Annotated in this window: 19 protein-coding genes and 1 pseudogene; 8 read left to right on the forward strand and 12 right to left on the reverse strand. The window is 73.2% G+C overall.

From position 1 onward, the window contains the following. Positions 1 to 71: 71 nt before the first annotated feature. The 4 genes and pseudogenes from ACIBZJ_RS14535 to ACIBZJ_RS14550 all read right to left on the reverse strand — a co-directional run. A pseudogene (locus ACIBZJ_RS14535) lies at positions 72 to 1,412 on the reverse strand (cobyrinate a,c-diamide synthase); the annotation flags it as partial. Continuing rightward, on the reverse strand, positions 1,409 to 2,023 hold the full coding sequence (gene cobO / locus ACIBZJ_RS14540; RefSeq protein ID WP_395929465.1) for a cob(I)yrinic acid a,c-diamide adenosyltransferase: 615 nt from the start codon (positions 2,021 to 2,023) through the stop codon (positions 1,409 to 1,411). The pseudogene ACIBZJ_RS14535 and the gene cobO, both read right to left, overlap by 4 nt. Further along, entirely contained in the window at positions 2,023 to 4,260 is a 2,238-nt protein-coding gene (locus tag ACIBZJ_RS14545; protein ID WP_395929467.1) for a putative cobaltochelatase, read from the reverse strand. The genes cobO and ACIBZJ_RS14545 overlap by 1 nt, the downstream gene beginning before the upstream one ends. A gap of 310 nt (positions 4,261 to 4,570) precedes the next feature. After that, positions 4,571 to 5,266, reverse strand: coding sequence for a phosphoribosyltransferase (locus ACIBZJ_RS14550; protein WP_395929469.1), 696 nt, complete (start codon positions 5,264 to 5,266; stop codon positions 4,571 to 4,573). A gap of 134 nt (positions 5,267 to 5,400) precedes the next feature. Between ACIBZJ_RS14550 and ACIBZJ_RS14555 the strand changes: the two genes are divergently transcribed. From ACIBZJ_RS14555 to ACIBZJ_RS14565, 3 genes are read left to right on the forward strand one after another with little or no spacing between them, the layout of a single operon-like run. After that, complete coding sequence (locus ACIBZJ_RS14555; protein ID WP_395929471.1) at positions 5,401 to 6,366, forward strand: alpha/beta hydrolase; 966 nt, start codon at positions 5,401 to 5,403, stop codon at positions 6,364 to 6,366. A 19-nt stretch (positions 6,367 to 6,385) separates the two neighbouring features. Then, complete coding sequence (locus tag ACIBZJ_RS14560; RefSeq protein ID WP_395929473.1) at positions 6,386 to 7,393, forward strand: SURF1 family protein; 1,008 nt, start codon at positions 6,386 to 6,388, stop codon at positions 7,391 to 7,393. A 9-nt stretch (positions 7,394 to 7,402) separates the two neighbouring features. Then, positions 7,403 to 8,200, forward strand: a complete 798-nt coding sequence (locus ACIBZJ_RS14565) for a dienelactone hydrolase family protein (protein ID WP_395929475.1) — start codon at positions 7,403 to 7,405, stop codon at positions 8,198 to 8,200. Positions 8,201 to 8,339: 139 nt separating this feature from the next. Here the strand turns inward: ACIBZJ_RS14565 and ACIBZJ_RS14570 are convergent, their stop codons facing one another. Beyond that, the gene (locus ACIBZJ_RS14570; RefSeq protein ID WP_395929477.1) at positions 8,340 to 9,005 is read right to left on the reverse strand and encodes a hypothetical protein; all 666 of its coding nucleotides are present in this window, start codon (positions 9,003 to 9,005) and stop codon (positions 8,340 to 8,342) included. Positions 9,006 to 12,525: 3,520 nt separating this feature from the next. Here ACIBZJ_RS14570 and ACIBZJ_RS14575 point away from each other — a divergent pair. Beyond that, on the forward strand, positions 12,526 to 13,416 hold the full coding sequence (locus tag ACIBZJ_RS14575) for a hypothetical protein (protein WP_395929479.1): 891 nt from the start codon (positions 12,526 to 12,528) through the stop codon (positions 13,414 to 13,416). 407 nt (positions 13,417 to 13,823) lie between these two features. Here ACIBZJ_RS14575 and ACIBZJ_RS14580 read toward each other — a convergent pair whose 3' ends face one another. Next, positions 13,824 to 15,362 carry a cobyric acid synthase gene (locus tag ACIBZJ_RS14580; protein WP_395929481.1) on the reverse strand — a complete coding sequence of 513 codons (1,539 nt, stop codon included), beginning with the start codon at positions 15,360 to 15,362 and terminating at the stop codon, positions 13,824 to 13,826. Beyond that, a complete protein-coding gene (locus tag ACIBZJ_RS14585) occupies positions 15,359 to 16,333 on the reverse strand; it encodes a cobalamin biosynthesis protein (RefSeq protein WP_395930220.1) in 975 nt (324 codons plus the stop codon). The genes ACIBZJ_RS14580 and ACIBZJ_RS14585 overlap by 4 nt, the downstream gene beginning before the upstream one ends. Positions 16,334 to 16,534: 201 nt before the next feature. Here ACIBZJ_RS14585 and ACIBZJ_RS14590 point away from each other — a divergent pair, with 201 nt between their 5' ends. Then, complete coding sequence (locus ACIBZJ_RS14590; RefSeq protein ID WP_395929483.1) at positions 16,535 to 17,350, forward strand: single-stranded DNA-binding protein; 816 nt, start codon at positions 16,535 to 16,537, stop codon at positions 17,348 to 17,350. A gap of 368 nt (positions 17,351 to 17,718) precedes the next feature. On the opposite strand, the gene ACIBZJ_RS14595 is transcribed toward ACIBZJ_RS14590, so the two are convergent. The 3 genes from ACIBZJ_RS14595 to ACIBZJ_RS14605 all read right to left on the reverse strand — a co-directional run bounded on the left by ACIBZJ_RS14595 (position 17,719) and on the right by ACIBZJ_RS14605 (position 20,766). Next, positions 17,719 to 18,303 (reverse strand): GNAT family N-acetyltransferase, encoded by a 585-nt coding sequence (locus ACIBZJ_RS14595; RefSeq protein WP_395929485.1) that lies wholly within the window; start codon positions 18,301 to 18,303, stop codon positions 17,719 to 17,721. A 79-nt stretch (positions 18,304 to 18,382) separates the two neighbouring features. Further along, positions 18,383 to 20,149: an acyl-CoA dehydrogenase family protein gene (locus tag ACIBZJ_RS14600; protein WP_395929487.1), complete on the reverse strand. Its 1,767-nt coding sequence runs from the start codon at positions 20,147 to 20,149 to the stop codon at positions 18,383 to 18,385. Further along, complete coding sequence (locus ACIBZJ_RS14605; protein WP_395929489.1) at positions 20,137 to 20,766, reverse strand: TetR/AcrR family transcriptional regulator; 630 nt, start codon at positions 20,764 to 20,766, stop codon at positions 20,137 to 20,139. Before ACIBZJ_RS14605 ends, ACIBZJ_RS14600 begins: the two co-directional genes overlap by 13 nt. An 86-nt stretch (positions 20,767 to 20,852) precedes the next feature. Between ACIBZJ_RS14605 and ACIBZJ_RS14610 the strand changes: the two genes are divergently transcribed. After that, the gene (locus ACIBZJ_RS14610) at positions 20,853 to 21,029 is read left to right on the forward strand and encodes a hypothetical protein (protein ID WP_395929491.1); all 177 of its coding nucleotides are present in this window, start codon (positions 20,853 to 20,855) and stop codon (positions 21,027 to 21,029) included. On the opposite strand, the gene ACIBZJ_RS14615 is transcribed toward ACIBZJ_RS14610, so the two are convergent. Continuing rightward, the gene (locus ACIBZJ_RS14615; RefSeq protein ID WP_395930222.1) at positions 21,026 to 21,667 is read right to left on the reverse strand and encodes an ATP-dependent Clp protease proteolytic subunit; all 642 of its coding nucleotides are present in this window, start codon (positions 21,665 to 21,667) and stop codon (positions 21,026 to 21,028) included. The two genes, ACIBZJ_RS14610 and ACIBZJ_RS14615, sit on opposite strands and share 4 nt — an antisense overlap. A 229-nt stretch (positions 21,668 to 21,896) precedes the next feature. Here ACIBZJ_RS14615 and pta point away from each other — a divergent pair, with 229 nt between their 5' ends. Next, the gene (gene pta / locus ACIBZJ_RS14620) at positions 21,897 to 23,948 is read left to right on the forward strand and encodes a phosphate acetyltransferase (protein ID WP_395929493.1); all 2,052 of its coding nucleotides are present in this window, start codon (positions 21,897 to 21,899) and stop codon (positions 23,946 to 23,948) included. Then, entirely contained in the window at positions 23,945 to 25,072 is a 1,128-nt protein-coding gene (locus tag ACIBZJ_RS14625; RefSeq protein WP_395929495.1) for an acetate/propionate family kinase, read from the forward strand. The genes pta and ACIBZJ_RS14625 overlap by 4 nt, the downstream gene beginning before the upstream one ends. Here the strand turns inward: ACIBZJ_RS14625 and ACIBZJ_RS14630 are convergent. Next, positions 25,069 to 25,932, reverse strand: coding sequence for a hypothetical protein (locus tag ACIBZJ_RS14630; RefSeq protein ID WP_395929497.1), 864 nt, complete (start codon positions 25,930 to 25,932; stop codon positions 25,069 to 25,071). The two genes, ACIBZJ_RS14625 and ACIBZJ_RS14630, sit on opposite strands and share 4 nt — an antisense overlap. Between the last annotated feature and the right edge of the window lie 102 nt (positions 25,933 to 26,034).

Raw genomic sequence — 26,034 nt, forward strand, 5'->3', positions numbered from 1 at the left:
GTAGGCGACGCTGCGGCGGCGGGCGCAGCGTCCACCAAGGTCGGAGACGGCGTTGCACGGCGCTGCAGACGGGCGGCGGCGTCGACCAGCCGGCGCGCGATGCCGGGGTGGGCGGCCCAGTGCAGGTGCAGGTAGGAGGCGTGGACGCCGCCCTGCACGAACCCCTCCGGCGGACGCCCCTGCCACTGCCACGCCGGACGCGCGCCCGACCGGGGCTCGATCTGGGTCCGGTGGAAGACGTGCCCGTGGACGCGGGTGCCCTCGGGCAGCAGGACGGAGTCGGAGATCGCCACCGCACTGCGGTAGCCGAGCGTGAGGCTCGCGGTCATGCCGGCCTCGGCGTCGAGGACGCCACACATCGGCTTGCCGTCGAGCGACTTCGTCAGCCAGAGCAGACCGGCGCACTCGGCCGCGATCGGACCCCCGGCGGCGGCCAGTTCCCGGACCGCCTTCTTCATCGGCTCGTTCGCGGCCAGACCCTCGGCGTGGACCTCCGGGAACCCGCCCCCCACGATCAGGCCGGCGGTCCCTTCCGGCAGCGCGGAGTCGTGCAGCGGGTCGAACGGCGCGACGACGGCACCGGTCGCCTCGAGCAACTCGACGGTCTCCGCGTAACCGAACGTGAACGCGGCCCCGGAGGCGATCGCGATCACCGGACGCTCCGACACCGCGCCACCGACCGCATCGGACGGCGACCACGGCTCGGCCGACACCGGCGGAGCCGACCGCGCGAGCCAGAGCAGGCGGTCGAGGTCGACGCCCTCCGCGACCGCGACGCCCATCTTCGTGACGGCCTCGGTCGCTTCCGGGCTGCGCTCGGCGACCGGCACCAGCCCGAGGTGGCGGGACGGCGTCGAGATCGAGTCCTTGCGGCGCAGCGCTCCGAACACCGGCGTGCCGATCTCGTCGAGCGCCTCGCGCAGGATCTGCTCGTGGCGTTCGGACCCGACCCGGTTGAGGATCACCCCGGCCAGCCACACCGACGGCTCGTAGGTCCGGAAGCCGTGGACCAGCGCCGCGACGCTCCGGCCCTGCGCGGACGCGTCGACGACGAGGACGACCGGCGCGCGCAGAGCCGCCGCCACCTGCGCGGTGGAACCCAGGTCACCGTGCCCGACCGCGCCGTCGTACAGGCCCATCACGCCCTCGACGATGGCCAGGTCGGCACCGGCGGCGCCGTGCGCGAACAGCGGACCGACGAGCTGCGTCCCGACCAGGTAGGGGTCGAGGTTGCGGCCGGGCCGGTCGGACGCGAGCGCGTGGTAGCCGGGGTCGATGTAGTCCGGACCGACCTTGTGCGGGCTCACCCGCAGGCCACGGGCCTTGTACGCGGCCAGCAGGCCGGTCGCGACGGTGGTCTTGCCGTGACCGGACGCCGGAGCGCCGATGACGAGCCGGGGGACGACGGTCACCACTCGATTCCCTTCTGGCCTTTCTGCCCGGCGTCCATCGGGTGCTTCACCTTGGTCATCTCGGTGACCAGGTCAGCGGCTTCGAGGAGGGACGGATGGGCATCACGGCCGGTGATCACGACGTGTTGGCTGCCGGGGCGGTTCCCCAGCGTCTCCACCACATCATCGACGTCGACCCAACCCCACTTCATGGGGTATGTGAACTCATCCAGGACATAAAGGCCGTAGGACTCGTTGCTGAAGTCCCGTTTGATCTGTTCCCAACCCTCGGCGGCGTCGCGAGCGTGGTCCTGCTCGGTGCCGGGACGCTGGATCCAGGACCAGCCCTCGCCCATCTTGTGCCAGGTCACCGGGGCACCCTTGCCGCTCTGGGCGTGGTACTCGCCCAGCGCGGTGAGGGCGTCCTCCTCGCCGACCCGCCACTTCGCACTCTTCACGAACTGGAAGACGCCGATCGGCCAGCCGGCGTTCCAGCCCCGGAGCGCGAGCCCGAACGCGGCCGTCGACTTGCCCTTCCCCGGGCCGGTGTGGACGGCCAGGATCGGACGCCGTCGGCGCTGACGAGTGGTGAGGCCGTCGTTCGGGACCGTGGTGGGTTTTCCCTGTGGCATCAGGCTGCTCCTCGGGCGATCTGGGTGAGCCCCTCGGCCGAGAGCTCGCTGAGCCGCAGTGCGGGGGCGCCGAGATGGGCCGCCAGGTCGGCCGCCAGGCCCAGGCGGATCGGCCCGTCCTCACAGTCGACGACGACCGCGGCGGTGTGGTCGGCGGCCAGGTACGCGGCGGCTCGCCGCGCTTGTCCCCGGGGGTCCGGCCCGTAGGTGGCGCGGCCGTCGGTGACGACGACGAGCAGCGGGCGACGGTGCGGGTTGCGCCTTCTCTCCAGCCGGATGACCTCGGCGGACTTCGCGAGGCCGGCGGCGAGCGGGGTGCGGCCGCCGGTCGGGAGCTCGTCGAGGCGGCGGGCCGCGATCTCGACGCTGCCGGTGGGCGGAAGTACGAGCGTCGCTCCGTCCCGGCGAAACGTCACCAGGCCGACGGTGTCGCGGCGCTGGTAGGCGTCCAGGAGCAGGGAGAGCACCGCGCCCTTGACCGCGGACATGCGCGTGCGCGCGGCCATCGAGCCGGAGGCGTCGACGCAGAACAGGATCGTGTTCGACTCGCGGCCGCGGCGGACAGCGGCGCGGAGATCTTGCTTCTCCAGCACGAGACCGGCGGTGCGGCCGCGGGATCGCTGGTGCGGCGCCGCAGCGAGCAGGGTCGCGATGAGATGCACGTCCTGCACCGGCCCGTCCGGCCGGGTGGAACGCACGACCCGGCCCCGGCGGGATTCGGCGAGAGACCGCCGTCCGGTGGCGTCCGACCGGGAGCGCCCCACGCCGGGGACGGTCAGTAACCGGGTGCGGTACGGCGCCGTCGCCGCGACCGCGGCCTGCTCGGCGGACGCGCCCGGGAGCCGGGGCCGGTCGGCCGACCGCGGACCGGACGCTTCCCCGGTCGGCGGCGGCGCGGGGGCTTCGACGCTGTCCACGCCGGGTGGCGGATGGTCCGCGTCGCGGCCGTCGACCGGCGTACCGGCCTCGGCCGGACCGCTGTCGGGGTCGCTGCCGTCGGGGCCGCTGCCGTCGGGCCCGCTGCCGTCGTCGGGGCCGGGGCCGTTGGGGCCGTTGGGGTCGGTGCCGTCGGGGTCGGTGCCGTCGGGGTCGGGGTCGGGGTCGGTCGGGTCGGGGTCGGTCGGGTCGGGGTCGTCGGCCGCGGCTTCCTGGAGGGCCTTCTCCAGCCGGTCCTGGTCCAGGCCGGGGGCGTCGAACGGGTTCCGGCGGCGGCGGTGCGGCAACGCCAGCTCGGCGGCTCGGCGGATGTCGTCGTCGGTGACGTGGTCGCGTCCGTGCCAGGCCGCCAGTGCGACCGCCGTCCGGGCCGTGACCAGGTCGGCCCGGAGCCCGTCCACGTCGAACGCGGCGCACACCCCGGTGATCCGGCGCAGGGCGGCGTCGCTCAGAACGACGTCCGCCAACCGGGACCGGGCCTCGACGATCCGCGTCGCGAGCGAGGCGTCGGATCCGGCCCAGCGGGCCGCGAACCCCTCCGGATCGGCCTCGTAGTCCAGGCGTCGCCGCACGACCTCGGCCCGCTCCGCCGGAACCCGGCTCGCGGTCACCTCGACGGTGAGCCCGAACCGGTCGAGCAGCTGCGGACGCAGCTCGCCCTCCTCCGGGTTCATCGTGCCGACCAGCAGGAACCGGGCCGCGTGCCGCACCGAGACCCCGTCGCGCTCGACGTACGCGCGCCCCATCCCGGCCGCGTCGAGCAGCGTGTCGACCAGATGGTCGGCGAGCAGGTTGACCTCGTCGACGTACAGGACGCCCCGGTGCGCCGCCGCGAGCAGCCCCGGCTGGTAGGCCCGGACGCCCTCGGTCAGCGCCCGCTCCAGGTCGAGGGCGCCCACCAACCGGTCTTCGGTGGCGCCCACCGGGAGTTCCACCAGCCGGGCCGGCCGCGTCTCGGCGAGCCCGCCGGAGTGGGGGTCGTCGGAGTGAGGGCCGACGGAGTGAGGGCCGATGGAGTGGGGGCCGATGGAGTGGGGAGCGCCGGAGTGGGGAGCGCCGGAGTGCGGGCCGTCCGGGCACTGGGGATCGGGCGAGGCCGGGTCGCACGCGAACCGGCACCCGGCCACGACCGCCACCGGCGGCAGCAGCGCGTGCAGCGCGCGGACGACCGTCGACTTCGCGGTGCCCTTCTCACCCCGCGCGAGCACACCGCCGATCGCGGGCGAGACGGCGTTGAGCGTCAACGCCAGACGAAGGTCATCGAGCCCGACAACAGCGGAGAACGGGTACGGCGGCGTCACTCCCGGAACTCTGACTTATCCCCCAGCCCGCGTCAAAGGTGCCCCCCGCGGCGGAGACGCGCGTCACCCGCGGCGGAGACGCGCGTGACCCGCGGCGCGGCGGCGCGCCGTGGCGCGGCGGAGGGACGCGGCACGCCGTGGCGCGCGGCGGAGGGACGCGGCACGCCGTCGCGCGGCGGAGGGACGCGGCACGCCGTCGCGCGGCGGAGGGACGCGGCGCGCCGTGGCGCGCGGCGGAGGGGTGCGGCGCGGCGCGGCGGAGGGGTGCGGCGCGGCGCGGCGCGCGGTGGCCGGGGGCGGCGGCCGGGGTTCAGAGTCTGAGCGCGGCGGCGTCGTGCCGGGCCGCGCGCAGCTCAGCCATCACCTCGTCGTCGGTGAGCTGCGGAAAGCTCCGGTAGAAGTACCCGACCGCGCGGAACTCCGGCGGAGCGCAGACGCAGAGCACCTCGTCCGCCTCGGCCCGCAGGATCGCCACCGCCTGGGGTGCACACACCGGGGCGGCGAACACCAGGTGTCCCGGCGACTCCGCACGCAGTCTGCGCAGCGCCGCGCGGGCGGTCGCCCCGGTCGCGAGCCCGTCGTCGACCACGATCACCGTGCGTCCGGCCACGGTCGGAGCCGGCCGGTCGTCCCGGTACAGCTGGGTCCGGCGCCGGGCCTCCTCGCGCTCGCGCTCGACATCGTCCGCGAGGTCCGCCAGCCGGATCCCGACCTGGGCGAGCAGCGCCTCGTCGAACAGCGCCGGGCCGTCGACGGTGACCGCGCCGACTCCCAGTTCGCGGTGCCACGGAACCCCGATCTTGCGCGCGACCACCACGTCCAGCTCTCCGTGCACGGCGGCGGCGACCTGACGCGCGATCGGGACACCACCGCGCGGCAGCCCGAGCACGAGGGGAACCTCGTGCGGGTCGCGCCGCTCTCCCAGACTCTCCGCGACCAGACGCTCCGCGACGGCGGCGGCCAGCGCGCTGCCGGCTTCCGCGCGGTCCGTGTAGAACACCGACATGTCTCACCTCCGAGGCCGATAACTCCGGTTATTTCCGTTTACCCATTGCGGGGTACCTCACACCCGGCCACGTCGGCGTCCGGAGTTCCGGGCCGTTCAGCCCGAGTTCCCGGACGATCTTTACGCTGGTACCCATGGCCATGGCGACCGCGGCGCACACTTGGACCACCGACGTCCTCGGAGCTCCGTACGAGCAGCTCACGATCCCGCTCGGCACCGACGACCAGGGCGAAGTCGTCGCCACGCTGGTCCGGCGCCGAGCTCGGAACCCCACCGGGCGCGCGGTGCTGCACGTCCACGGCTTCGTCGACTACTTCTTCCAGACGCACCTGGCCGACCGGCTGGTCGAATCCGGGTTCGACTTCTACGCGCTGGATCTGCGCAAGTACGGGCGCAGCCTGCGTCCGCACCAGACGCCCTACTTCTGCCGCAGCCTGACCGAGTACTTCGCGGACCTGGACGCGGCGCTCGAGATCATCCGCGCCGACTCGAACGAGACCGTCCTCGTCCATGCGCACTCGACCGGAGGCCTGATCGCCCCGTTGTGGGCGCACCGTCACCGCCGTGAGCGGCTGATCGACGCACTCGCGCTGAACAGCCCGTTCTTCGACATGAACCAGCCCCGGCTGGTGCGCAACGCGATCGACTGGGTCGGCGCACCGGTCGGCGCGTTCCGCCCGTACCAGGCACTGCCCGCGCCGTCGTCGAACTTCTACGGGCGCAGCCTGCACCGAGATCACTCCGGCGAGTGGGACTACGACCTGGCCTGGAAGCCGATGTCCGGGGTGGCGATCCACGCCGGCTGGCTCCGCGCGATCCGGGCCGGGCACCGCCGCATCGATGCCGGTCTGGCGATCGAGGTCCCGGTCTTCGTCGCGTGCTCGACGGCCACGTTCCGGTCGTCGGTGTGGGACGAATCGGTGCTGAGGACCGACGCCGTGCTCGACGTCGAGCACATCGCGTCGCGGGCCCATCGGCTGGGCAGTCAGGTCACCCTGGTGCGGATCGAGAACGGGGTGCACGACCTCGCACTCTCCGCGGAACCGGTGCGCGAGCGGTATCTGGCCGAACTTCTACGCTGGGTAGAGACTTACGTTTGAGCGGGAGTAGCGTCGGGGCGTGTACCGCTTCCTGCTGAGCCCGAAGTGGGTCGCCTCGTTCCTGTTGTGCGCCCTGGCCGCTCTGGTCTGCGTACGGCTGGCGCACTGGCAGCTCCACCGGCTCGAGCAGAAGCGCGCGATCAACGCGGAGATCACCGCGGCGCGGAGCGCGTCGCCCGTGCCGGTGGGTCAGGCGCTCGAGACGTCGTCCGCGCCCGGCAAGCGTCGCGAATACACGAAGGTGCAGGTCACCGGGGAGTACGACCCCGCGGCCGAGGTGCTGGTCCGCAACCGGACGCTGAACGCGACGCTCGGCTACTACGTGCTGACCCCGCTGCGGACCACCAACGGCCCGGTGTTGTGGGTCGTCCGCGGCTGGGTCGAAGCCTCCTCGGCGGGTGCCACCGCGGTCCCGGCGTACGGTCCGGCGCCGAGCGGAACCGTGACGCTGATCGGCCGGGTCCGGGCTCCGGAGAGCGGGTCGACCGGCGCGGTGCAGCTCAGCGGTCATCGGCTGATCACCCGGATCACGCCGGACTCCCTGCAGACCGACGGCAGCGCCTACGACGCCTACGTCGAGATCGTCTCGTCGACGCCGTCGTCGTCCGACGCGTCGCTGACCGCGCTTCCCGCGCCCGACGATCTCGACGAGGGTCCACACCTGGCGTACGCCGTTCAGTGGTACCTGTTCGCGGTCATGTTCCTGGTCGGGTACGTGGTGTACGCCCGCAACTACGCCCGTCGGGACGACGCCCCGCCCGCCGCCGCGGTTCCGCACTCCGGTGCGCCTGAGGGGCCGCCGGCCGCGGCGGCGTCGGAGGCGGAGGCGGAAGGGGTGGCGGGCGCGGCCTCGGACGGGCCCCCGGGCACAGCCCTGGACCGGCCGCCGGGCACGGCCCCGGAGGCGGGTCGCAGTGGGGTGCCAGCCGGGGCCCCCGACACGGTACAAAGTGGGGCGCCGGAGGCGGTACAAACTGGGGCGCCGGAGGCGGCGCAACCTGAGAAATCAGGGGCTGCGCAGCCCTAGGCTGCCTCCATGGCGCCGACGCTCGACGGTTTCACTCAGTTTGCGTTCACCCATCACGGCATCACCCACCCGGTGTACCGCGCCGGCAGCGGTCCGGCCGTGATCGTCATCGACGAGCTCCCCGGGATCACGCCGAGAGTTGAGGAGTTCGCCCGCCGGGTGATCGACATCGGCTGCACCGTGTACCTCCCGTCGCTGTTCGGGATCCCCGGTCTGCCGAAACAGAGCAACAAGGCGATGCTGACGTCGATCCGGCAGGTGTGCGTGTCGAGAGAGTTCACCAGACTCGCGCTGCGCAAGGTGTCGCCCGTGACCGTCTGGCTGCGGGCGCTGGCCAAGCAGGCGCACGAGGAGTGCGGTGGCCCCGGCGTCGGCGCGGTAGGCATGTGCTTCACCGGCGGATTCGCCCTCGCGATGGCGGTCGATCGGCGCATGCTCGCGCCGGTGATGTCGCAGCCCTCGCTGCCGTTTCCCTTCGGTGCGGCCCGCAAGTCCGACGTCGGCCTGGACACCGCGTCGCTCGCAAGGGTGAAGGAGCGGTGCGTGGACGAAGGCCTGTGCGTGCTCGGCGTCAGGTTCACCGAAGATCCGATGTCGCCGGGCGAGCGGTTCGCCCGCCTGCGGCGGGAACTCGGTGACGGGTTCCTCGGAATCGAAGTCCCGTCGTCGTCGGTATCGGACAGTGACGCCCCGGGAGGCAAGCCGCACTCGGTACTGACCGAGGACCTGCGCGACGAGCCCGGCCACCCGACGAAGGATGCCTTGGAGAAGGTGCTGGATCACCTCCGTAAACGTCTGCTCATCTGACCCCGGCCTGCCGTGAGGGGCCGACTGCGAGGGGGCGCGAGGTCGGCCGAGCGGCTGCCTGGTTCCTGGTGGGGTGTGGGCTGGTGGGTGCCGAGCGGCGGGCTGGGGGCCCGCCGCCCGCTCGTGGTCGACGCCGGGATCAGCGCCCGCTGTTCCCGTTCTCGTGCATCACGTCGCCGGCCGTCCGGGCATCCCAGACGAGCGTGGGACCGGCCCGGAACGTCGTGGGCTGATCGTCCGGGTCGTCGTAGCCCTCGCGGGGGTCACGCGGCCCCCGCTCCCGAGGGTCGCCACCGAATGGGGCGCGGCCCCGCGGGTCGCCCTCGAAGGGGCCGCCGTCTCGCGGGTCGCGCGGGTCACCCCCGAACGGCCCACCCTCACGCGGGTCCCGCGGGTCACCCCCGAACGGCCCACCCTCACGCGAGTTCCGCGGGTCACCCCCGAACGGCCCACCCTCACGCGGACCGCGAGGGTCAGCGCCATCGCGCGGGGCGCGCGGGTCGCCGCCGCGCGGGGCTCGGGGGTCGCCGTCCCGGGGATCGCCGCTGAAAGGTCCGATGTCGCGCGGATCTCCGCCGAACGCGCCGCCGTCCCGCGGACCGCGCGAGCCGCCACCGAATCCACCGCGGTCGCCGCCGAACGGTTCGCTGTCGCGTGGGTCCCGGAGGTCACCGCCGAACGGATCATCGCGAGGATCACGGAGGTCGCCGAAGAACGGTCCGTCGTCACGAGGATCGCGCGAGTCCCGGTCGAACGGATCGCGAGGCGCCCGCTCCCGGCCGTCGCGCGAGCCGGTCGGTTCCATCGGCCACTCCGGACTACCCGGCCACGCCGGTGCCGATGGCGACCCGTACGGCTCCCCGAATCCGCCCGGCCCACCAGCAATGGGACCTCCCGGAATCGGACCACCCGAACTGCCCTGACCACTCGACCGAGGCCCGCCTGGACCACCGGGACCGCCACTGGGACCGCTGAAGCCGGGACCACCCGGACCACCCGAGCCAGGACCACCAGGACCACCAGGACCACCAGGGCCGGGACCACCTGGACCACCTGGACCACCAGAGACGGGACCACCCGGACCACCGCGACCGCCGGAGCCGCCCGGACCGCCGGAGCCCGGACCGCCGGAGCCCAGACCGCCGGAGCCCAGACCGCCGGAGCCCGGACCGCCGGAGCTGCCCGGACCACTCGGGGCACCCCGACCACCGGAACTACCCAGCCCCTCGGGACCACCCAGGCCATCGGGACCAACCGGCCCACCATGACCAGTCAGACCACCCGGACCGCCCGGAGCACCCAGCGCACCGGCTCCGCCCGGACCGAAGTCACCGGGCATCTGACCGGCACCGCCCGGGCCGAAGTCACCGGGCATCTGACCGGGGCCACCGGGCCGCGGAACCCCGGACACCGGAGGCGCAGAGACCGGACCACCGGGCACGGGCTCACCGAACGGCCCCGGTACGGCCGACAACGGCCGTCCCGGCATCGGATCGCCGAACGCACCCGTACCACCCGGTCCGCCAGGCATCGGGCCACCGGGCAGTGGGCCACCGGGCGTCGGACCACCAGGCATCGGGCCGCCGGAACCGCCGAAACCCCCGGGCCCCTCCGGTCCACCGAACGCCCCGGGTCCACCGCGACCACCAGGCTCGCCTACACCACCACGCCCCGGCGCACCGGGACCGCCGAAGAAGCCGGCTCCGTCCGGGCCACCGAACTCGCCCGATCCGCCACGACCGGGACCGCCGGGAGAGCCCGGCCCGTCGAAGTCGTTCGGTCCACCGCGACCCGGACCACCGAACTCGCCGGGGCCGCCGCGTCCACCGGGGCCGAAGTCACCAGGCACCGGACCGGGGCCCCCGGGGCGCGGAGCGCCCGACACCGGAGGCGCGGAGACCGGGCCACCCGGCACCGGCCGCGAGCCGCCGGACACCGGACCGTTCTGCATCGGACCACCGGACGCCGAACCACCGGACCCCGGCCCACCGGGCATCGGACCACCAGGCGGGGGACCGCCCGGAACCGGCCCCGGCCCACCCAGACCCGATCCACCCGGACCAGATCCACCGGGCCCGGGCCGCCGGTCGTCGTACCCGCGACGACGGTCGTCCCACTCCGCCGGCGGAGGCGGCGGCACTTCCCACTCGCTCCCGCCGAACCCGTCCGGCCGACGGAACGGTCCCTCTTCACGCGGGCCGCCGAACTCGCTCGCCTGCGGCACCGGCCCACTCGGGTTGGGCCCGAACGCCGCCGGGCTACCCGGCACTCCCGCCCCGGGTCCCTCCGGACCGCCAGGACCGTTCGCCCTGCCGGGCCCACCGAACCCGTTCGGCCCGTCGGGGCTGCCGCCAAATCCGCTGGGGCCGTCTGGCCCGCCACCGAACCGGTTCGGGCCACCAGGCCCGCCGCCCGGCCCGGCCGATCCACCACCGGGTCCACCGGGCCCACTAGAGCCACCGCGACCGCTTGGCCCACCAGGGCCACCAGGACCCCCACGGCCACCGCGGCCGTTCGGGCCACCAGGCCCACCAGCACCGCCCGGCACCGCGGCCGGGCCACCCGGTCCGCCGAAGCCGCCCGGGCCGTCACCAAATCCGTTCGGGCCGCCACCGAAGCCGCCCGGGGCGTCACCGAGACCACCGGGGTCACCCGCAGCGTTCGGCCCGGGAGCCCCGAACGGACGCTCGGCGGGCGGCGAGAACGGGGAGTCCCCACCCGGGAACGGCGGCATCGCGTGCGGACCGGTCACGCTGACCCGGCCGGTGTTGGCCGGACGCCCGTCCCGGGGCCGGCGCAACGGGATCTCGCTCGTCGAGTCGTCATCGTCGAACGGCTGCCGTGACGCGGGCGCACCGGAGCGCGACGCACCAGAGCCCAAGGCACCAGAGCCCGACGCCGAGGGACCACCGGCCGGCCCGCCGCCCGGGCCATCGGCAACCGGCGAGAGTTCACCGGTCGGACGCTCGAATGCCCAACTGCTGCCGGGCGGTCGCGGCCCCTGCGGCTCGCGTCCCTGACCGGGACGCCGCTCGGACGGATCCGGCCCGGCAGTCGGCGGCTGTCCGGGACGACCGTCCGCGAACTCGCGGAACTGGTCCGGACCCCGGCGAGGGTCAGCGCTCGGCTCGGGTCGATCACCGAACCCACGACGCCCGTCACGCCCCGCCGCCTCGAACGCCCCGCCATCACGCGGACCGCCTTCACGCGGACCGCCTTCACGCGGACCGCCATCACGCGGACCGCCATCACGCGGGCCACCGGCGCGAGGACCGTCGGAAGGGCCGCCATCCCTCGGCCCACCGTCGAGCGAACCGCCGTCCAGCAGGCCGCCCCCACGAGGACCACCGGCGCGAGGACCGTCGGGCGGACCGCCGTCGCGCGCACCGAACGGCTGCGGCCCGCTGTCGTGAAGTCCCAGCTCACGCGGTCCGCCGTCCGGGAGACCGCCGAACTCGCGCGGGCCGTCGTGCGGGGCACTGTCGCGCGGCGGGACCGGGGCGTCCGGACCGGTCGCGAACAGGCGACGCGGTCCGTCGGTGGAACGCTCGCCACCGGACGGCGCCGGGCGACGCGGCTGCCCGAGCCGGACACCCTGCGGTTCGGCCGGTGCGTCCGCGGCCGGCTGGCCGTGCCGACCCGTCGGCTGCAGAGGCGGGAACGGCTCCTCGTCGACGCCGGTCAGCGTCGCGATCGGATCGTTCAGCGGATCGATCGCCCGGACCTCGCTCGGCCGCTCGGACAGCGTGTCGTCGTCGATCGCCGAGTGCGACCCGGCCGCACCCAGTCGCCGCACCGAGGGGTCCTCGCCCGAGCGCCGTCCGCCCTCGGACCTTCCGGCGTCGAGACGTCCGGGCTCGAAGCGCACCGCGTCCGGACGACTACCGTCATGACGCCCGGCCCCATCGCGCCCAAGGGGCCCGTCCGGAAAACCAGGAGGTCCGTCCGGAAAACCAGGAGGCCCGTCCGGAAAACCAGGAGGCCCGTCCGGAAAACCGGGAGGGCCGTCGGGAAGACGGGTGCCTTCGGAGTGGGCAGGCGTTTCCCGGCCCGGGCCCTCACTACGCGTCGGTGCTCCAGGACGGACCGGGATCTCGCCTCGCGCGCCCGGCCGGTCGGGTGTCTCGCCGCCGACGACGCTCAGGCCCGCGGCTTCCGCTCCGGCCCGCCGGGCGGCACGACCGCCACGGGCGGCCGGGGTTCCCGACGGACGGTCCGACCCCTCGGTCGGGGCCGAGGCCCCGGACTCCGCAGCGACGGACGACGATCCGCCCGGAACACTCGCCGACGCCGCTGGACGGGTGACCGGCGGCGGACCAGCGGCAATGCCTGCCGACGGCGAACCCGCCGAACGGGGGGCGGGCGACGGAGCAACGCCCACCGGCGACGACTCCGCCGGACGAGTACCGGGGGACGACGATCCCGCCACCGCACTCGACGCGGCGGGGCTCTTCGACGCGGCCGACTCAGTGGTCGGCTTCCGCTGGCTCACCGGCGCCCCGCTCAGCGGCGAAGGCTCACGGGGCGGCGGGTCCAACGGCGAGCGGCGGCGCACCGGCGCGGTCGATGCGGCCACGGGCTGCGGGTCGAGCGGCGAGCGGCGCGGCGCGGGAGTCGGCGGGAGCGGCGAGGGCATGACCGGTGCGGTCACCGGCTCCACCGCAGACACGGCCGAAGCAGCCGGCTTGACGTCCGAGGTCGAAGGAGCGGTCGAGGCGGGCCGCCCGATCGGCATAGCGCCGGCGACCGGCGCGGAGGACGGTCTCGCCTCAGCCGACAGAGTCCCGGGGACCGGGATCTTCCCCGCCACCGGCAAGCCGCTCGCCACCGACCCGCTCGCCACCGACGCGCTTCCGGGCTCGGACGCCAACGGTGGAGCGGGCTCGAGCAGCGACGCGCTCGGGAACGGCACCGCCGAGAACGGGCGGCTCTCGGCCACGTCGGTCTCGCTGCGTCCCGAAGACGTCAGCCCGAACGACAGGGCCTGGTCACTGATGTCGAGCAACAACCCGCCGGTCGACGACCGCCACACACCCAGCGTGGCCACGGTCAGCGGCAAGCCATTCTCGACCAGGAGCTTAAACGTCGCGCCGGTACGGTCGGCCACTTCGCCGGCGACCAGCACGAGCTTGGGGTTCGGCGCGAGCTTGCTGATGCCCTCGTCGTCTGCGAACCGCTTCCAGTCGTTCCAGAAAACCTCTTCGCCGCGCCAGTAGAGAGAGGCCAGCTCCTCCAGGCTCGCAGCGCGCGCCCACCCGAAGTACTCGAGGCATTCGGCGAGCTCATTCCGGTCGATCCGCTGCCGCGCGTGAACAACCACGAGCCGCCCGTCACCATCAACAGCGAGGAGCGTAGGGTGACCCCCACCACTCAGCGTCGGTCGCTGTTGAATCCGGAGTAATCGGGAGCCGTAAACGGGATCAGGATCACGCCACAACGCGTCCTCGATCTGCCGGTCGAAGTTCCCGACCGCTTGGTCCAGACGCTGAAGCGGGACCAGGCCATCGGGTCCGACCTCGAAGAGCGGCATGAAATCCTAACCTCCTACATCGGGCCGACACCGACGAACGCCCGAGGGTGAATCGTCGCGCCGCACCTTCGCAGCCTGCCACACTCCCGGGAATCATGGTGCTCCCGGTGCAATGAATGGCTGCCCGGCTGGTGCTCCCTCACCGATCAGTCTGATCAGTGCACCGGTATCCAGATGTTGCTCGATCAGATCAGCCAGAACGTCCAAAGCCTGGGCTCTGACCTGCAGGTATTCCGTATCGGACGGAACCACGAAGCCTGACATCCTACGTTGGCGCGCAACGTCGGCGAGCAGCGTCCGGCGGAAGCCGTCGGACTCCAGGACCCCGTGCCAGTGAGTGCCGTAAACCACGCCGGACCCCTCCGACCAGCGGACCCCCTCGCCGTCACCGGAGGCGGTCGTGATCCAGCTCGGCACACCCCGTGCACGGCCGGTCACCTGACCGTAATGAATTTCGTAACCCGACACCGGCACGCCGTCACTGGTCCCGTTCGGACGCCCGAGCGTCTTCTCGGCCGCGAACGTGACCTCGATCGGCACGAGCCCCAGCCCCTCGACCGTGCCCGCGCCACTCTCGACGGTGTCGACGATCGTCCGCGACAGCATCTGGAACCCACCGCAGATGCCGACGACCGGCCGGCCCGCCGCGGAGTGCGCCCGGATCGCGTCGGCCAAGCCGGTCTGCCGGAGCCAGGCCAGGTCGTCGACGGTCTCCCGCGTCCCGGGGATGACGACCAGGTCGGCGTCGGTCAGCGCGCCCGGGTGCTTCACCAGCCGCACCTGCACGCCGGGCTCCGCCGCCAAGGCGTCCAGATCGGTCACGTTCGACATCCGCGGCAGACGCGGAACCGCCACCCGGAGCCACGCCGAGCCCAGCGGCGGCGCGCCCCGGCCGATGACCCCGTCGGGGGCGTAGGAAAGAGAGTCTTCGGCGTCCAGCCAGAGACCGTCCGCCCAGGGCAGCGTGCCCAGCACCGGCCGGCCGGTGAGCGCGGTCAGCTGCTCGAGACCGGGCGCGAGCAGCCGGGCGTCGCCGCGGAACTTGTTGATGACGAACCCGCAGATCAACGCCTGATCTTCGGCCGAGAGCAGGGCGAGCGTGCCGAACAGCGACGCGAACACACCGCCGCGGTCGATGTCGCCGACCACGATCGTCGGAAGCCGGGCCGGCTGCGCCAGCCCCATGTTCGCGATGTCGGTCGAGCGCAGGTTGATCTCGGTCGGGCTGCCGGCCCCCTCGCAGATCACGACGTCGTACTCCTGCCGGAGTTCAGCGAGCGCCTCCAGCACGATGCCGTGCAGCTTCGGCTTGACCTCCCGATAGGACAGTGCGCTCACGTCGCCGGCCGCGCGTCCCTGCACCACCAGGTGCGACCGGCGGTCGCTGCCCGGCTTCAACAGAACCGGATTGAAACGGACGCTCGGCGCGAGGCCGCACGCCTCCGCCTGGAGGGCCTGCGCACGGCCGATCTCCCCGCCGTCGGGGGTGACGACCGCGTTGTTGCTCATGTTCTGCGCTTTGAACGGCGCCACGCGGACGCCCTGGCGCGCGAGCCAGCGGCAGAGCCCCGCGGTGACCAGGCTCTTTCCGGCATCGGAGCTGGCCCCGGCGACCAGCAGCGCACCTTTCATCGCGCACCGCGCCCAGTAGTGGGCCCAGTAGGGCCAGTAGCGCGCCCAGTAAGTGAGGTGGTGGCGCGCAGAGCCGGTGCGGCGGCCCCGAGGATCGCCGCGGCCGAGCCGATCAACAGCGAGAGGCGCGCCGCCGGCGGGATGTCGTCGGGACCGACCTCACGGCCGTCGCCGAGCACCGGACGCTCGTCGACCGTGCCGCCGTAGACGTTGCGGCCCCCGAGCCGGACGCCGAGGGCGCCCGCGGCCGCGGCCTCGCACTGGCCGGCGTTCGGACTCGGGTGCGCACCACCGTCACGCCGCCAGGTGCGCCACGACTCGGCGGCAGCCCCCGGACGCACTGCCGGTGCGACGCCGACGGTGAGCAGAGCGGTGAGCCTCGACGGCACCAGGTTGACCACGTCGTCGAGACGGGCGGATGCCCAGCCGAAACGCTCGTAGCGCGCCGAACGGTGACCGACCATCGCGTCCAGGGTGTTGACCGCGCGGTAGCCGACCAGGCCCGGAACCCCGGCGACGGCGCCCCAGAACAGCGGTGCGACGACCGCGTCGGCGGTGTTCTCGGCCACCGACTCGACGACCGCCCGGGACAGCGCCGGTGCCTGGAGACCGGACGGGTCGCGCCCGCACAGGTGCGGGAGCCGGCCCCGGGCGCCCGGCAGGTCGTCGTCGGCCAGCAGTTGATGCACGGCACCGGCCTCGCGCCGCAGTGACGCACCGCCGAGGACCGACCACGTCGCGACCGCGGTGGTGAGCGCGCGCAGCACCGGGCGCCGCCGGGTCAGCCGATCGGCCGCGACGGCGGCGGCCACCGGAGCGCCGGCCGCGAGCGCGGCGAACAAGACGCCCCGCGTGCGGCTCGGCGCGTACAGCCGCCGCTCGAGCCCGGACGCGAAGCGCCCGAACCCCGCGACCGGGTGGCCGCGGCGCGGGTCGGGGACCACGTGATCCAGGACGGCGCCGAGGGCCATCCCGGCCGCGGTGGCGAGGAGATCGATGCGGTTTCGAGCGGGCACGGCACGAGATTAACCAGGAGGTGTGACACGACCGGTGGCCGTCCACAGGGTGGCTGGTTGTCCACAGATCGAGGTCCGGCCCCTGCCGCCGGACGGGCCCGTACCCGACCGTGAAGGGGCGTCCGACCGGGCGTCACGACTGGCGAAAGGTCAGAGATGAACGAGACAACCACGACGATCGTCGGGAACGTCGTCGATAGCCCGAGCAAGCGCGTCCTCGATTCGGGCATCAGCGTCACGTCGTTCCGGGTGGCGTCCACCTCGCGGCGGTACGACCGGGTGACGAACGGCTGGGCCGACGGGGAGTCCCTGTACCTGAAGGTGACGTGCTGGCGCAATCTGGCCGAGAACACCGCGGCGAGCATCGTGAAGGGCGATCCGGTGATCGTGCACGGCCGGCTGTTCACCCGCCTGTACGAGGTGGCGGAGTCACGGCGGGCCGCATACGAGCTCGAGGCCACCGCTGTCGGCTTCGATCTCAACCGCGGCAGCGCTCGGTTCAAGCGGAGCGTGTCCTCGCGGGCGTCGACCGTCGACGAGGTGGGGCCTGACGGCCTGCCGACCGGCGGGGCAGTCGACGCGCACCTGGAGACCGGCATCGCGACCGAGGCGCCGGTCGAGGACTCCGAGCACGACGACGCCGTCGACGACGCGGTGAGGGAGCACGGCGACACCACGGTCGACGAGTCCGAGCCGGTCACCGAGACCACGCAGGACGCCGGGGCGGGCACCGCGGAAGCCGCGGCCCCACCAGCGAACGAGGCTGCGCCGGCGAACGGAGTCACGCGCAAGACCGCGGCCCCACCGGCGAGCGGAGCCACGCCGGAGACCGAGGCCCCGCAGGCGACCGGCGCGACGTCGGCGACCGGCGCGACGCCGGAGAGCGGGACCACACCGGAGAGCGGGGCCACGAGCGCCAGCGGCTTCCGGATGCCCGGACGCCGCCGCGGCCCGACTCCGGCGCTCGCCTGAGCGTCCCGAACCGGCGGCCCGGCCGGAGCCCGGCCGGCCGGGCCGCCCCTGACCCGTCCACCGGGTGACGGTGATGGTCGGTGCGCCCCAGGGGAAACGCTCAGCCTGGCCGACCGGGTCGAGCCGTTGCGGCCGGTCCACGACTAACGGGCCACCGCGGTCGGCCTACCGCGCGCACACCTCAGAACCCCGCACGGCCCGCGCCCCGCACGGCCCGCACCCACACCGCCGGCGCCCCACAGGGCCCCGGTCACCGCACCCCGGTCACTGCACCCCGGTCACCGCACCCCGGTCACCGCACCCCGGTCACCGCACCCCGGTCACCGCACCCCGGTCACCGCACCCGGGTCACCGCACCCCGGTCACCGCTAGATCCGGGCGGCCCGGTGGACCACCGGGCGGACGCCTACCTCAGGCTCGGACGCCGGCAGCTCCGGCTCGTACGGCAGCGGCACCCGGGTCACGAGCAGGTCGCCGGTGTACCGCGTCCGCCCCTCCAGCCCCAGCCGGTGCAGCATCGCCCGCAGCGCCTTGTTCTCCGGCCCGCCGAACGAGACCGCCTCGCGATACCCCAGCTCGTACGCCACGTGCAGCGCGTGCCGCACCAGCATCGCCCCGAGCCCCCGCCGGCGATGGTCTTCCCGCACCAGCACCCCGACGTCGGCCACCGGGCTGTGCCCGACCACCTGCGCTACCCCGACCAGCCGGAACCCGGTGAACGCGACGATCGTGCAGGTGCCCGGCACCGACCCCAGGCACGACTCCGGATCGGTCAGCGCCGGCGGCGGCGAGCCGGGATAGCGGTCACGCAGCGATCCGGGCGTCGCCCGCCGGTGCAGCTCCGCCACGGCGGCGGAGTCGCACGCACGAGCCGGCCGCAGAGCCACGACCGCCCCACCACGCAGTGCGGCGTGCGCGACCGTCCGAGTGGACGGGAAAGGACCCGGGTGCACGACGTCACCTCCGCGTACCGATGCGGGTTGACGCCAGCCTCCGTGGTCACTGTTTCCACAACGTCACAACTGGGTGATATCACTCGGTCGGCACGGCCCGGGTCAGCAACGCCTCGATCGCGGTGCCGCGCGGCAGCGTGCCGTACGCGTACCCGCCCTCGCCGCCGAGCCGGGCGCCGCAGAACGCGCTCGCCACCTCTTCGGGCGCGTGCCTCACCAGCAACGAACCCTGCAGCACCAGCGCGAACCGCTCCACGAGCCGCCGGGCCCGGTACTCCCACTCGTGCGTGTCGGCGAGCTCGTTCTTCAGCGACGTCCAGGCCGCGTCGAGGCGGCTGTCGGCCCCGAGCGCCAGCTCCACCTCCTCGGCGTAGGCGGCGAACGTGTCCGGCGAACGCCCCAGCGCGCGCAGGACGTCGAGCGCGTTGACGTTGCCCGAGCCCTCCCAGATGCCGTTCAGCGGCGCCTCCCGGTACAGCCGGGGCATCCCGCTCTCTTCGACGTACCCGTTGCCGCCGAGGCACTCCAACGCCTCGGCCACGAACCCGGGCTGGCGCTTGCAGACCCAGTACTTGCCGATCGCGGTGGCCAGGCGGCTGAACGCCCGCTCCTGGTCGTTGCCCAGAGACGCCCGGTCGGCGGCACCGGCCAGCCGTAGCGCCAGCGTCGTCGCCGCCTCCGATTCGAGTACCAGGTCGGCCAGCACGTTGCCCATCAGCGGCTGGTCGACGAGCCGCCGGCCGAACGCCGAGCGGTGCCGGGTGTGGTGCACAGCCTGGACGAGCGCCGCCCGCATCCCGGCCGCCGAACCGACCACGTTGTCGAGCCGGGTGAGCGACACCATCTCGATGATCGTCCGGACGCCACGCCCCTCCGCCCCGACCGGCCAGGCCACGGTGTCGTCGAACTCCGGCTCCGAGCTCGCGTTGCTGCGGTTGCCGAGCTTGTCCTTCAGCCGCTGGATACGGAACACGTTGCGGGTGCCGTCGGGCAGCACCCGCGGCACCAGGAAGCACGACAGACCGCCGGGCGCCTGCGCCAGCACGAGAAAGAGGTCGTTCATCGGCGCGCTGGTGAACCATTTGTGCCCGCGCAGCCGCCAGGTGCCGTCACCGGCGTCGCGCGCGACCGTCGTGTTCGTCCGGACGTCCGAACCGCCCTGTTTCTCGGTCATGCCCATCCCGGCGAGCAGGCCGCGCTTGGCTGACGGCGCGCGCAGCCCGAAGTCGTAAACCCGGCTCGTGAGCAGCGGTTCGTATTCGGCCGCCAGCGAGGGCGTCGACCGCAGCGCCGGAATCACCGCGTACGTCATCACCAGCGGGCACAGGTGCCCGGCCTCGACCTGGCCCTGGATCAGCACGCCCGCCGCCCGTGCGACGTGTGCGCCGACCCGCTCGTCGGCCCACGGCGCCGCGCCCAGGCCGGCCCCGACCGACACCTCCATCAACCGGTGCCAGGACGGGTGGAAGTCGACCTCGTCCACGCGGTTGCCGTAGCGGTCGTGGGTGCGCAGCACCGGCTCGTACCGGTTCGCCTCGTCGGCCCAGGTCTGCGCCTCGGCACCACCGGCGAACCGGCCCAGCTCGTGCAGCTCGGGCAGGTACCAGGACGCACCCTCCCGGACGAGGGCGGCCAGCAGCGCCGGGTCGTTCGCCGCGTCGTACCCGACCAACGGCGGCGGCTGATTGGTCACCTCGTGCGTCGGGCCCCCCGCCGCTGGGACTACCGCCTCGTGCGTCGGGCCCCCCGCCACCGGCACAACCACCTCGGGCGTCGGGCCGCTCTCCTCCGGCACAACCGCCTCGGGCGTCGGGCCACCCTTCACCGGCACAACTACCTCGGACATGCGGCCTCCAGAACAGTTGCTCCGGCGCAACGGAGCGCGAGCGCGGTGAGTTCGTCGACGAGCGACCGGGCGACCACACCGTCGACCGGGGCCGAGAGCTGGCCGACCAATACCTCGGCGACACCGCCGGTGAGCGCGGCCGCGGTGACCGTCGCGTCCTGCGGAACCATCTCGCCGGTGCGGACGCCCTCGACGATCAGCGCGGCGAACACCTCGTGGTAACGCCGCCGGTAGGCGAGCCGCTCGGTGACGACCAGCGGATCGGCCGGCTCGGCGATCAGCGCGTAGGCGAGCTGGCGCCCGACGATGGCCCGCTGGGCGAACAGCCCCACGCCCTGCACGAGCCGCTCCGGCGCCGGCCCCGGGCCGGCCAGCACGGTGGCCAGGACGTCGATCTCGCGCTGGGTGGCGCGCCGGAACACCTCGGCGGCCAGCGCACCCTTGTTCGGGAAGTGCTGGTAGACCGCACCGGTCGAGATCTCGGCCGCGGCGGCGACCGCCGCGACCGTGGCACCGGTCCAGCCCCGGGACGCGACGATGCGCGTCGCCTCGACCACCAGCCGTTCGCGCACCGCGGCGAGGCGGCGCGCTACCTGGGGCGGCTGGCGATACGGCACGAAAGTAGTGAACCAGAGTTCAGAGCTTCAGGAAACCTGTGAATTCTGTTGCCAGACCGGTGTCTACGCATCGTAGAATTTGCGACATGATCCCGCCCCTGTCCGGTGCCGGCGCCGAGGCCGTCGATCGGGCGCTCGAACTGCTCCGGATCAGTCTCCTCGCGGCCGCCGCGACGCGCAGGCCCGCGGCCGGTTCGCCCCGCGAACACTGCCGCAGCACCGGCACCCCGCGCCACCCGCGGGGCACCGGTACGGCCGCTTAGGGCCGGGCCACCCGGGCCACTTCCAGCGTCCGGACGACCTGGTCGACGAAACCGTACTCACGCGCCTCGTCAGCGGTGAACCATCGGTCGCGGTCGGAGTCCTCCTCGATCCGCTCGAGCGGCTGCCCGGTGTGCCTCGCGGTCAACGACGCCATCGTCTTCTTCGTGTGCAGCATCTGCTCGGCCTGGATCCGGATCTCGGTCTCGGTGCCACCGAACCCTCCGTGCGGCTGGTGCATGACGATCCGCGAGTGCGGCAGCGCGTACCGCTTGCCGTGCGTCCCGGCGCACAGCAGGAATTGCCCCATCGACGCCGCGAACCCGAGCGCGACCGTACAGACGTCGTTGCTGACCCACTGCATCGTGTCGTAGATCCCCATTCCGGCCGTGACCGAGCCGCCGGGCGAGTTGATGTAGAGCCAGATGTCGCGCGACGAATCCTCGGCGTTCAGCAGCAGCAATTGCGCACACACCGCATTAGCAGATTCGTCGGTCACCTCGGTGCCCAGAAAAATGATCCGGTCACGCAACAGGCGTGAATACACCTGCTCGTCCAGGCCCGAGCCGCAGCCACCCGCCGGCGCCGACGAATATTCGCTCCTGATCACCGGGCCCGACACCGACGCCCAGGGCGGCATCGTATCCGCCGCCCGACGCTTCTGCCCGGGCGTCCAACTGATTGTTTTTCGCATTACCCGACGCTATGCGGTCACCACTGGAGCGAACAGAAATGTTCGCTCTGAGCAATTTCGCGGAAAGCGTCTACGCCTACAGCAATATTCCTGCGGCGTTCACGTGGGGCGACTCCGCCGGTGGGCACCTCCGTCCGTAAACTTCGAACAGGCTCGCGACGGAAGGGACCGGGAGATGTCAGATTTCCTCTATCTCACGTCGATGGAGCCGCGCTCCGGCAAGTCGGCCGTGGCCCTCGGGCTGCTCGACCTGCTCGCCGCGGACGTCCGGCGGCTCGCGGTGTTCCGCCCGGTCGTGCCCGACACCGGCCGGCCCGACCCGATCGTCGAGCTGGCCCGTTCGCGCTACGAGCTGGATCTGCCGGAGAGCGACGCGGTCGCGTTCACGTACGCGAGCGCGGCGGAGATGTCCGGCAGCCCGGAGAAGCTGATCTCCGCGATCGTCGATCACGCCGCCCGGCTCCGCGAGCGCTACGACTTCGTGCTCTGTGTCGGCACCGACTTCACCGGACCGTCGCCGGCCGTGGAGCTCGACCTCAACGCCGAGCTGGCGGCGAACCTCGGCGCACCGGTGCTGCAGGTCCTCTCGGGCCATCAGAAGACACCCGACGCGGTGGCCACCGCACTCCGCGAAGGCTCCGCGGTCCTGAAGACGCACGGCTGCGACATCTTGGCCACGATCGTCAACCGGGCCGCGCCCGGCCTCGAGAACCTCGAATGCGCCGATCCCCCGGTCTACGTCCTGCCCGAGCTGCCGATCCTGGGCGCGCTCACGGTCGCCGAGGTCGTCGCCGCGCTCGACGGAACGGTGCTCTCCGGCGACGGACCGGCGCTGCAGCGCGAGGTCGACTCGTATCTCGCCGGTTCCGGTTACCTCCAGACCGTGCTGCCGCTGCTCAGGGACGGCACGCTGCTGGTCTCCTCCGGCGATCGCCTCGACCTCGCGGTCGGCGTCGCGGCGGCCGCGATCAGCCCGGAACTGCCGACGCCGGCCGGCATCGTGCTCACGGTCGGGCACGTCCCCGACGAGCGCGGCCTCGCGCTGCTCGAGCCGTCGGGCCTGCCGGTCATCGCGACGAAGTCCGACACTTACACCACGCTGCACAAGCTCGAAGGCCTCACCGGTCAGCTCCGAGCCGACAGCGCCCGCAAGGTCGCCGCCGCGCTGGGGGCGTTCGCCGACCACGTCGACGTCGAGACGCTGCGCAAACGCATCCAGCTCGCCAAGCCCGACGTCGTCACCCCACTGATGTTCTCGGCGCAGCTGATCGCGCACGCACGCGCCGACAAGCGGACGATCGTCCTCCCGGAAGGCACCGACGACCGCATCCTGCTGGCCACCGAGGAACTCACCCACCGGGGTGTGGCCGAGCTCGTTCTGCTCGGCGACGCCGACGAGATCAGGACCAAGGCCACCCACCTCGGCGCCGACCTGTCCGGCGTCCGGATCATCGACCCGCTGACCTCACCGCTGCGGGAGCAGTTCGCCCGGTCCTATGCGGAACTGCGGGCCCACCGGGGCGTCACGCCGGAGATGGCGTACGACATCGTCGCCGACGTGTCGTACTTCGGCACGATGCTCGTGCACTCCGGCGAGGTCGACGGCATGGTCTCCGGCGCCGCGCACACCACCGCCCACACGATCCGGCCCGCGCTCGAGGTGATCCGGACGCTGCCCGGCGTCTCGCTCGTCTCCAGCGCGTTCCTCATGTGCCTGCCGACGAAAGTCCTGGTCTTCGCCGACTGCGCCGTAGTACCCGATCCGGACGCCGCCCAGCTCGCCGACATCGCGTCGTGCGCCGCCGAGACCGCGGTCAAGTTCGGCGTCGAACCGCGAGTGGCGATGGTGTCGTACTCCACCGGCGGCTCCGGGTCCGGCGTCGACGTCGACAAGGTGCGTGCGGCCACCGAGCTCCTCAAGGCGAAGAACCCCGGGCTCCCCCTCGCCGGCCCGATCCAGTACGACGCCGCGGTCGACCCGGTCGTCGGGGCGGCGAAGCTCCCCGGCAATCCGGTCGCCGGCCACGCGACCGTGCTGATCTTCCCCGACCTGAACACCGGGAACACCACGTACAAGGCGGTGCAGCGCGCGGCGTCGGCGATCGCGGTCGGGCCGGTGCTGCAGGGGCTCCGGCGTCCGGTGAACGACCTGTCCCGGGGCTGCACGGTCGCCGACATCGTCAACACGGTCGCCATCACCGCAGTCCAAGCCCAGGGAGCCCGATGAAGCCGGTGCTGGTCGTCAACGCGGGCTCGTCCTCGCTGAAGTACCAGCTGATCGAGCCGGGTTCGCCGCCCAGCGCCAAGGGGCTGATCGAGGAGATCGGCTCCGCGCAGGCCCGCCTCCGCCACGACGGCGAAGACCGGGGCACCCGCCCGGCCGAGGACCACGAAGCGGCCCTGGCCTGGATGCTCGAAGCACTCGGCGACACGTTGGACGATCTGCTGGCGGTCGGGCACCGGGTCGTCCACGGCGGCACCCGGTTCACCGAGCCCACGGTCGTCGACCGGGACGTCGAAGCGGCGATCGAACAGCTCTCCCCGCTGGCTCCGCTGCACAACCCGGCGAATCTGGCCGGCATCCGGGCGCTGACCACGCTGCTGCCGACGACTCCGCAGGTCGCGGTGTTCGACACCGCGTTCCACGCGACGATCCCGGCGGTCGCGGCGACCTACGCGCTGCCGCGCGAGCTCGCCGAGGCCCACGGCGTCCGGCGGTACGGCTTCCACGGCACGAGTTGCCAGTACGTCACCGGCCAGGTGGACGCCGAGAACCTGATCATCTGTCATCTCGGCAACGGCGCCTCGATCACGGCGGTCGAGAACAACCGGAGCGTCGACACGTCGATGGGGCTGTCTCCGCTGGAGGGGCTGGTGATGGGCACCCGCAGCGGCGACCTCGACCCGGCCGTCCCGTTCCACCTGATGCGGGCCGGGCTCTCGGCGGCCGAGGTCGAAGACATCCTGACCAAACGGAGCGGCCTGCGCGGGCTGGCCGGCGCGTCCGACATGCGCGAGGTCCGGGAGCGCCAGGACGAGCCGCACGCGCGGCTCGCGCTCGACGTCTACGCCTACCGGATCCGCAAGTACATCGGCGCCTACCTCGCCGCCGTGCCCGGTATGCAGGCCCTGGTGTTCACCGCCGGGGTCGGCGAGAACGACCACCGGCTGCGCCAGGAGATCTGCGCGCCGCTCGCGCATCTCGGGATCGCGCTGAACGCCGACGCCAACGAGGCCGCAGTGGGCCGGTCGGAACCGGCCACGATCGGCACCGGCCCGATCGAGGTGCTGGTCGTCCCCACGAACGAGGAGGCCGAGATCGCGGCCCAGGCCGCCGCGATCGTGGGTTAGTCGAGTTCGTTCAGCCGGTACTCGGCTCCCCGCACCCGCTGCGCGGCCAGCTGCGCCGACTTCCGCGCCGCCTCGGCGGCCCGGCGTGCCCCTCTCAGCTCGTGCTCCGCGGCCTCCGCCGCCGCCTCCGCGTCGTCGAGGTCGACCTTGATCTGGTCGACGCGATCCCGGGCGTCGTGGTGCCGCTGTTCGGCCTCGTCCGCCACCGACGCCGCCGAGTCCCGCTGTTCCTCGGCGTCCACCAGCGACGCGCGGGCACGGTCGAGCACCTCCTGCGCTTCCTCGCGGGCCTTCTGCAGCTGTTCGGCCCGCTCCTTCCGCTTCTCTGCCAGGTCGTCCTTCGGTGCCGGCGCCGCGGCCGGAGCCGGCTTCGGTGTCGCCGATCCCAGCGGTCCGAAGCCCGCGTACTGCAATCCGCTCACGAGCCGCCCGGTCCGCACGGCGTCGGCCGCGTCCGGATCGCCGAGCGCCGCGTGCAGCGTCTGCTCCAGCTCCCGGGCGACCGTGTCGGTGACCGCCACGCCCCGCTCGTGTCCGAGCGACCTCGCCTCCTGCGCCACCGCATAGACCAGCCGGTGCCGCTGCTGGGTCAGCTCCCGCAGCTGGTCGGCGCTGACCGACGCCTGCAGTTCGCGCAGCTTCTCCCCCAGTGCCAGCAGCGGCTCGATCTGGTCGCCCCTGGTCCGCACCATCTGATTGGTCAGCCACGCGGACATCGAGGGCTTGCGCAGCGATTTGATCTGCGCGGCCAGGTCGCGGTCGCCGGCGGCGCGAGCTGCTTTCTCCCGTGCCGTCTTGACCGCCGTGAACTGCCCAGGGTCGAGGCCGTACAGCTCGTCGGCCACCTCGTCGAGATCCACGTCGAAGACGATGCCACGGCACGGGTCCGGCAACCGGGCCACTCCCCGGGAAGCCCCGCGACGGTGCCGCGGTAGCCGCTGACCACGGCCGGTTCCACCGTC

The organism is Cryptosporangium sp. NPDC051539 (genome assembly GCF_044454545.1).
In the GTDB taxonomy this organism is placed as follows: Bacteria; Actinomycetota; Actinomycetes; order Mycobacteriales; family Cryptosporangiaceae; genus Cryptosporangium.

Coding starts and splice junctions, on each gene's coding strand:
- cobO (WP_395929465.1), bottom strand. CDS start 2,023: ATGCCACAGGGAAAACCCACCACGGTCCCGAACGACGGCCTCACCACT.
- ACIBZJ_RS14550 (WP_395929469.1), bottom strand. CDS start 5,266: ATGTCGGTGTTCTACACGGACCGCGCGGAAGCCGGCAGCGCGCTGGCC.
- ACIBZJ_RS14555 (WP_395929471.1), top strand. CDS start 5,401: ATGGCCATGGCGACCGCGGCGCACACTTGGACCACCGACGTCCTCGGA.
- ACIBZJ_RS14565 (WP_395929475.1), top strand. CDS start 7,403: ATGGCGCCGACGCTCGACGGTTTCACTCAGTTTGCGTTCACCCATCAC.
- ACIBZJ_RS14570 (WP_395929477.1), bottom strand. CDS start 9,005: ATGGAACCGACCGGCTCGCGCGACGGCCGGGAGCGGGCGCCTCGCGAT.
- ACIBZJ_RS14575 (WP_395929479.1), top strand. CDS start 12,526: ATGCCTGCCGACGGCGAACCCGCCGAACGGGGGGCGGGCGACGGAGCA.
- ACIBZJ_RS14580 (WP_395929481.1), bottom strand. CDS start 15,362: ATGAAAGGTGCGCTGCTGGTCGCCGGGGCCAGCTCCGATGCCGGAAAG.
- ACIBZJ_RS14585 (WP_395930220.1), bottom strand. CDS start 16,333: ATGGCCCTCGGCGCCGTCCTGGATCACGTGGTCCCCGACCCGCGCCGC.
- ACIBZJ_RS14590 (WP_395929483.1), top strand. CDS start 16,535: ATGAACGAGACAACCACGACGATCGTCGGGAACGTCGTCGATAGCCCG.
- ACIBZJ_RS14600 (WP_395929487.1), bottom strand. CDS start 20,149: ATGTCCGAGGTAGTTGTGCCGGTGAAGGGTGGCCCGACGCCCGAGGCG.
- ACIBZJ_RS14610 (WP_395929491.1), top strand. CDS start 20,853: ATGATCCCGCCCCTGTCCGGTGCCGGCGCCGAGGCCGTCGATCGGGCG.
- ACIBZJ_RS14615 (WP_395930222.1), bottom strand. CDS start 21,667: ATGCCGCCCTGGGCGTCGGTGTCGGGCCCGGTGATCAGGAGCGAATAT.
- pta (WP_395929493.1), top strand. CDS start 21,897: ATGTCAGATTTCCTCTATCTCACGTCGATGGAGCCGCGCTCCGGCAAG.
- ACIBZJ_RS14625 (WP_395929495.1), top strand. CDS start 23,945: ATGAAGCCGGTGCTGGTCGTCAACGCGGGCTCGTCCTCGCTGAAGTAC.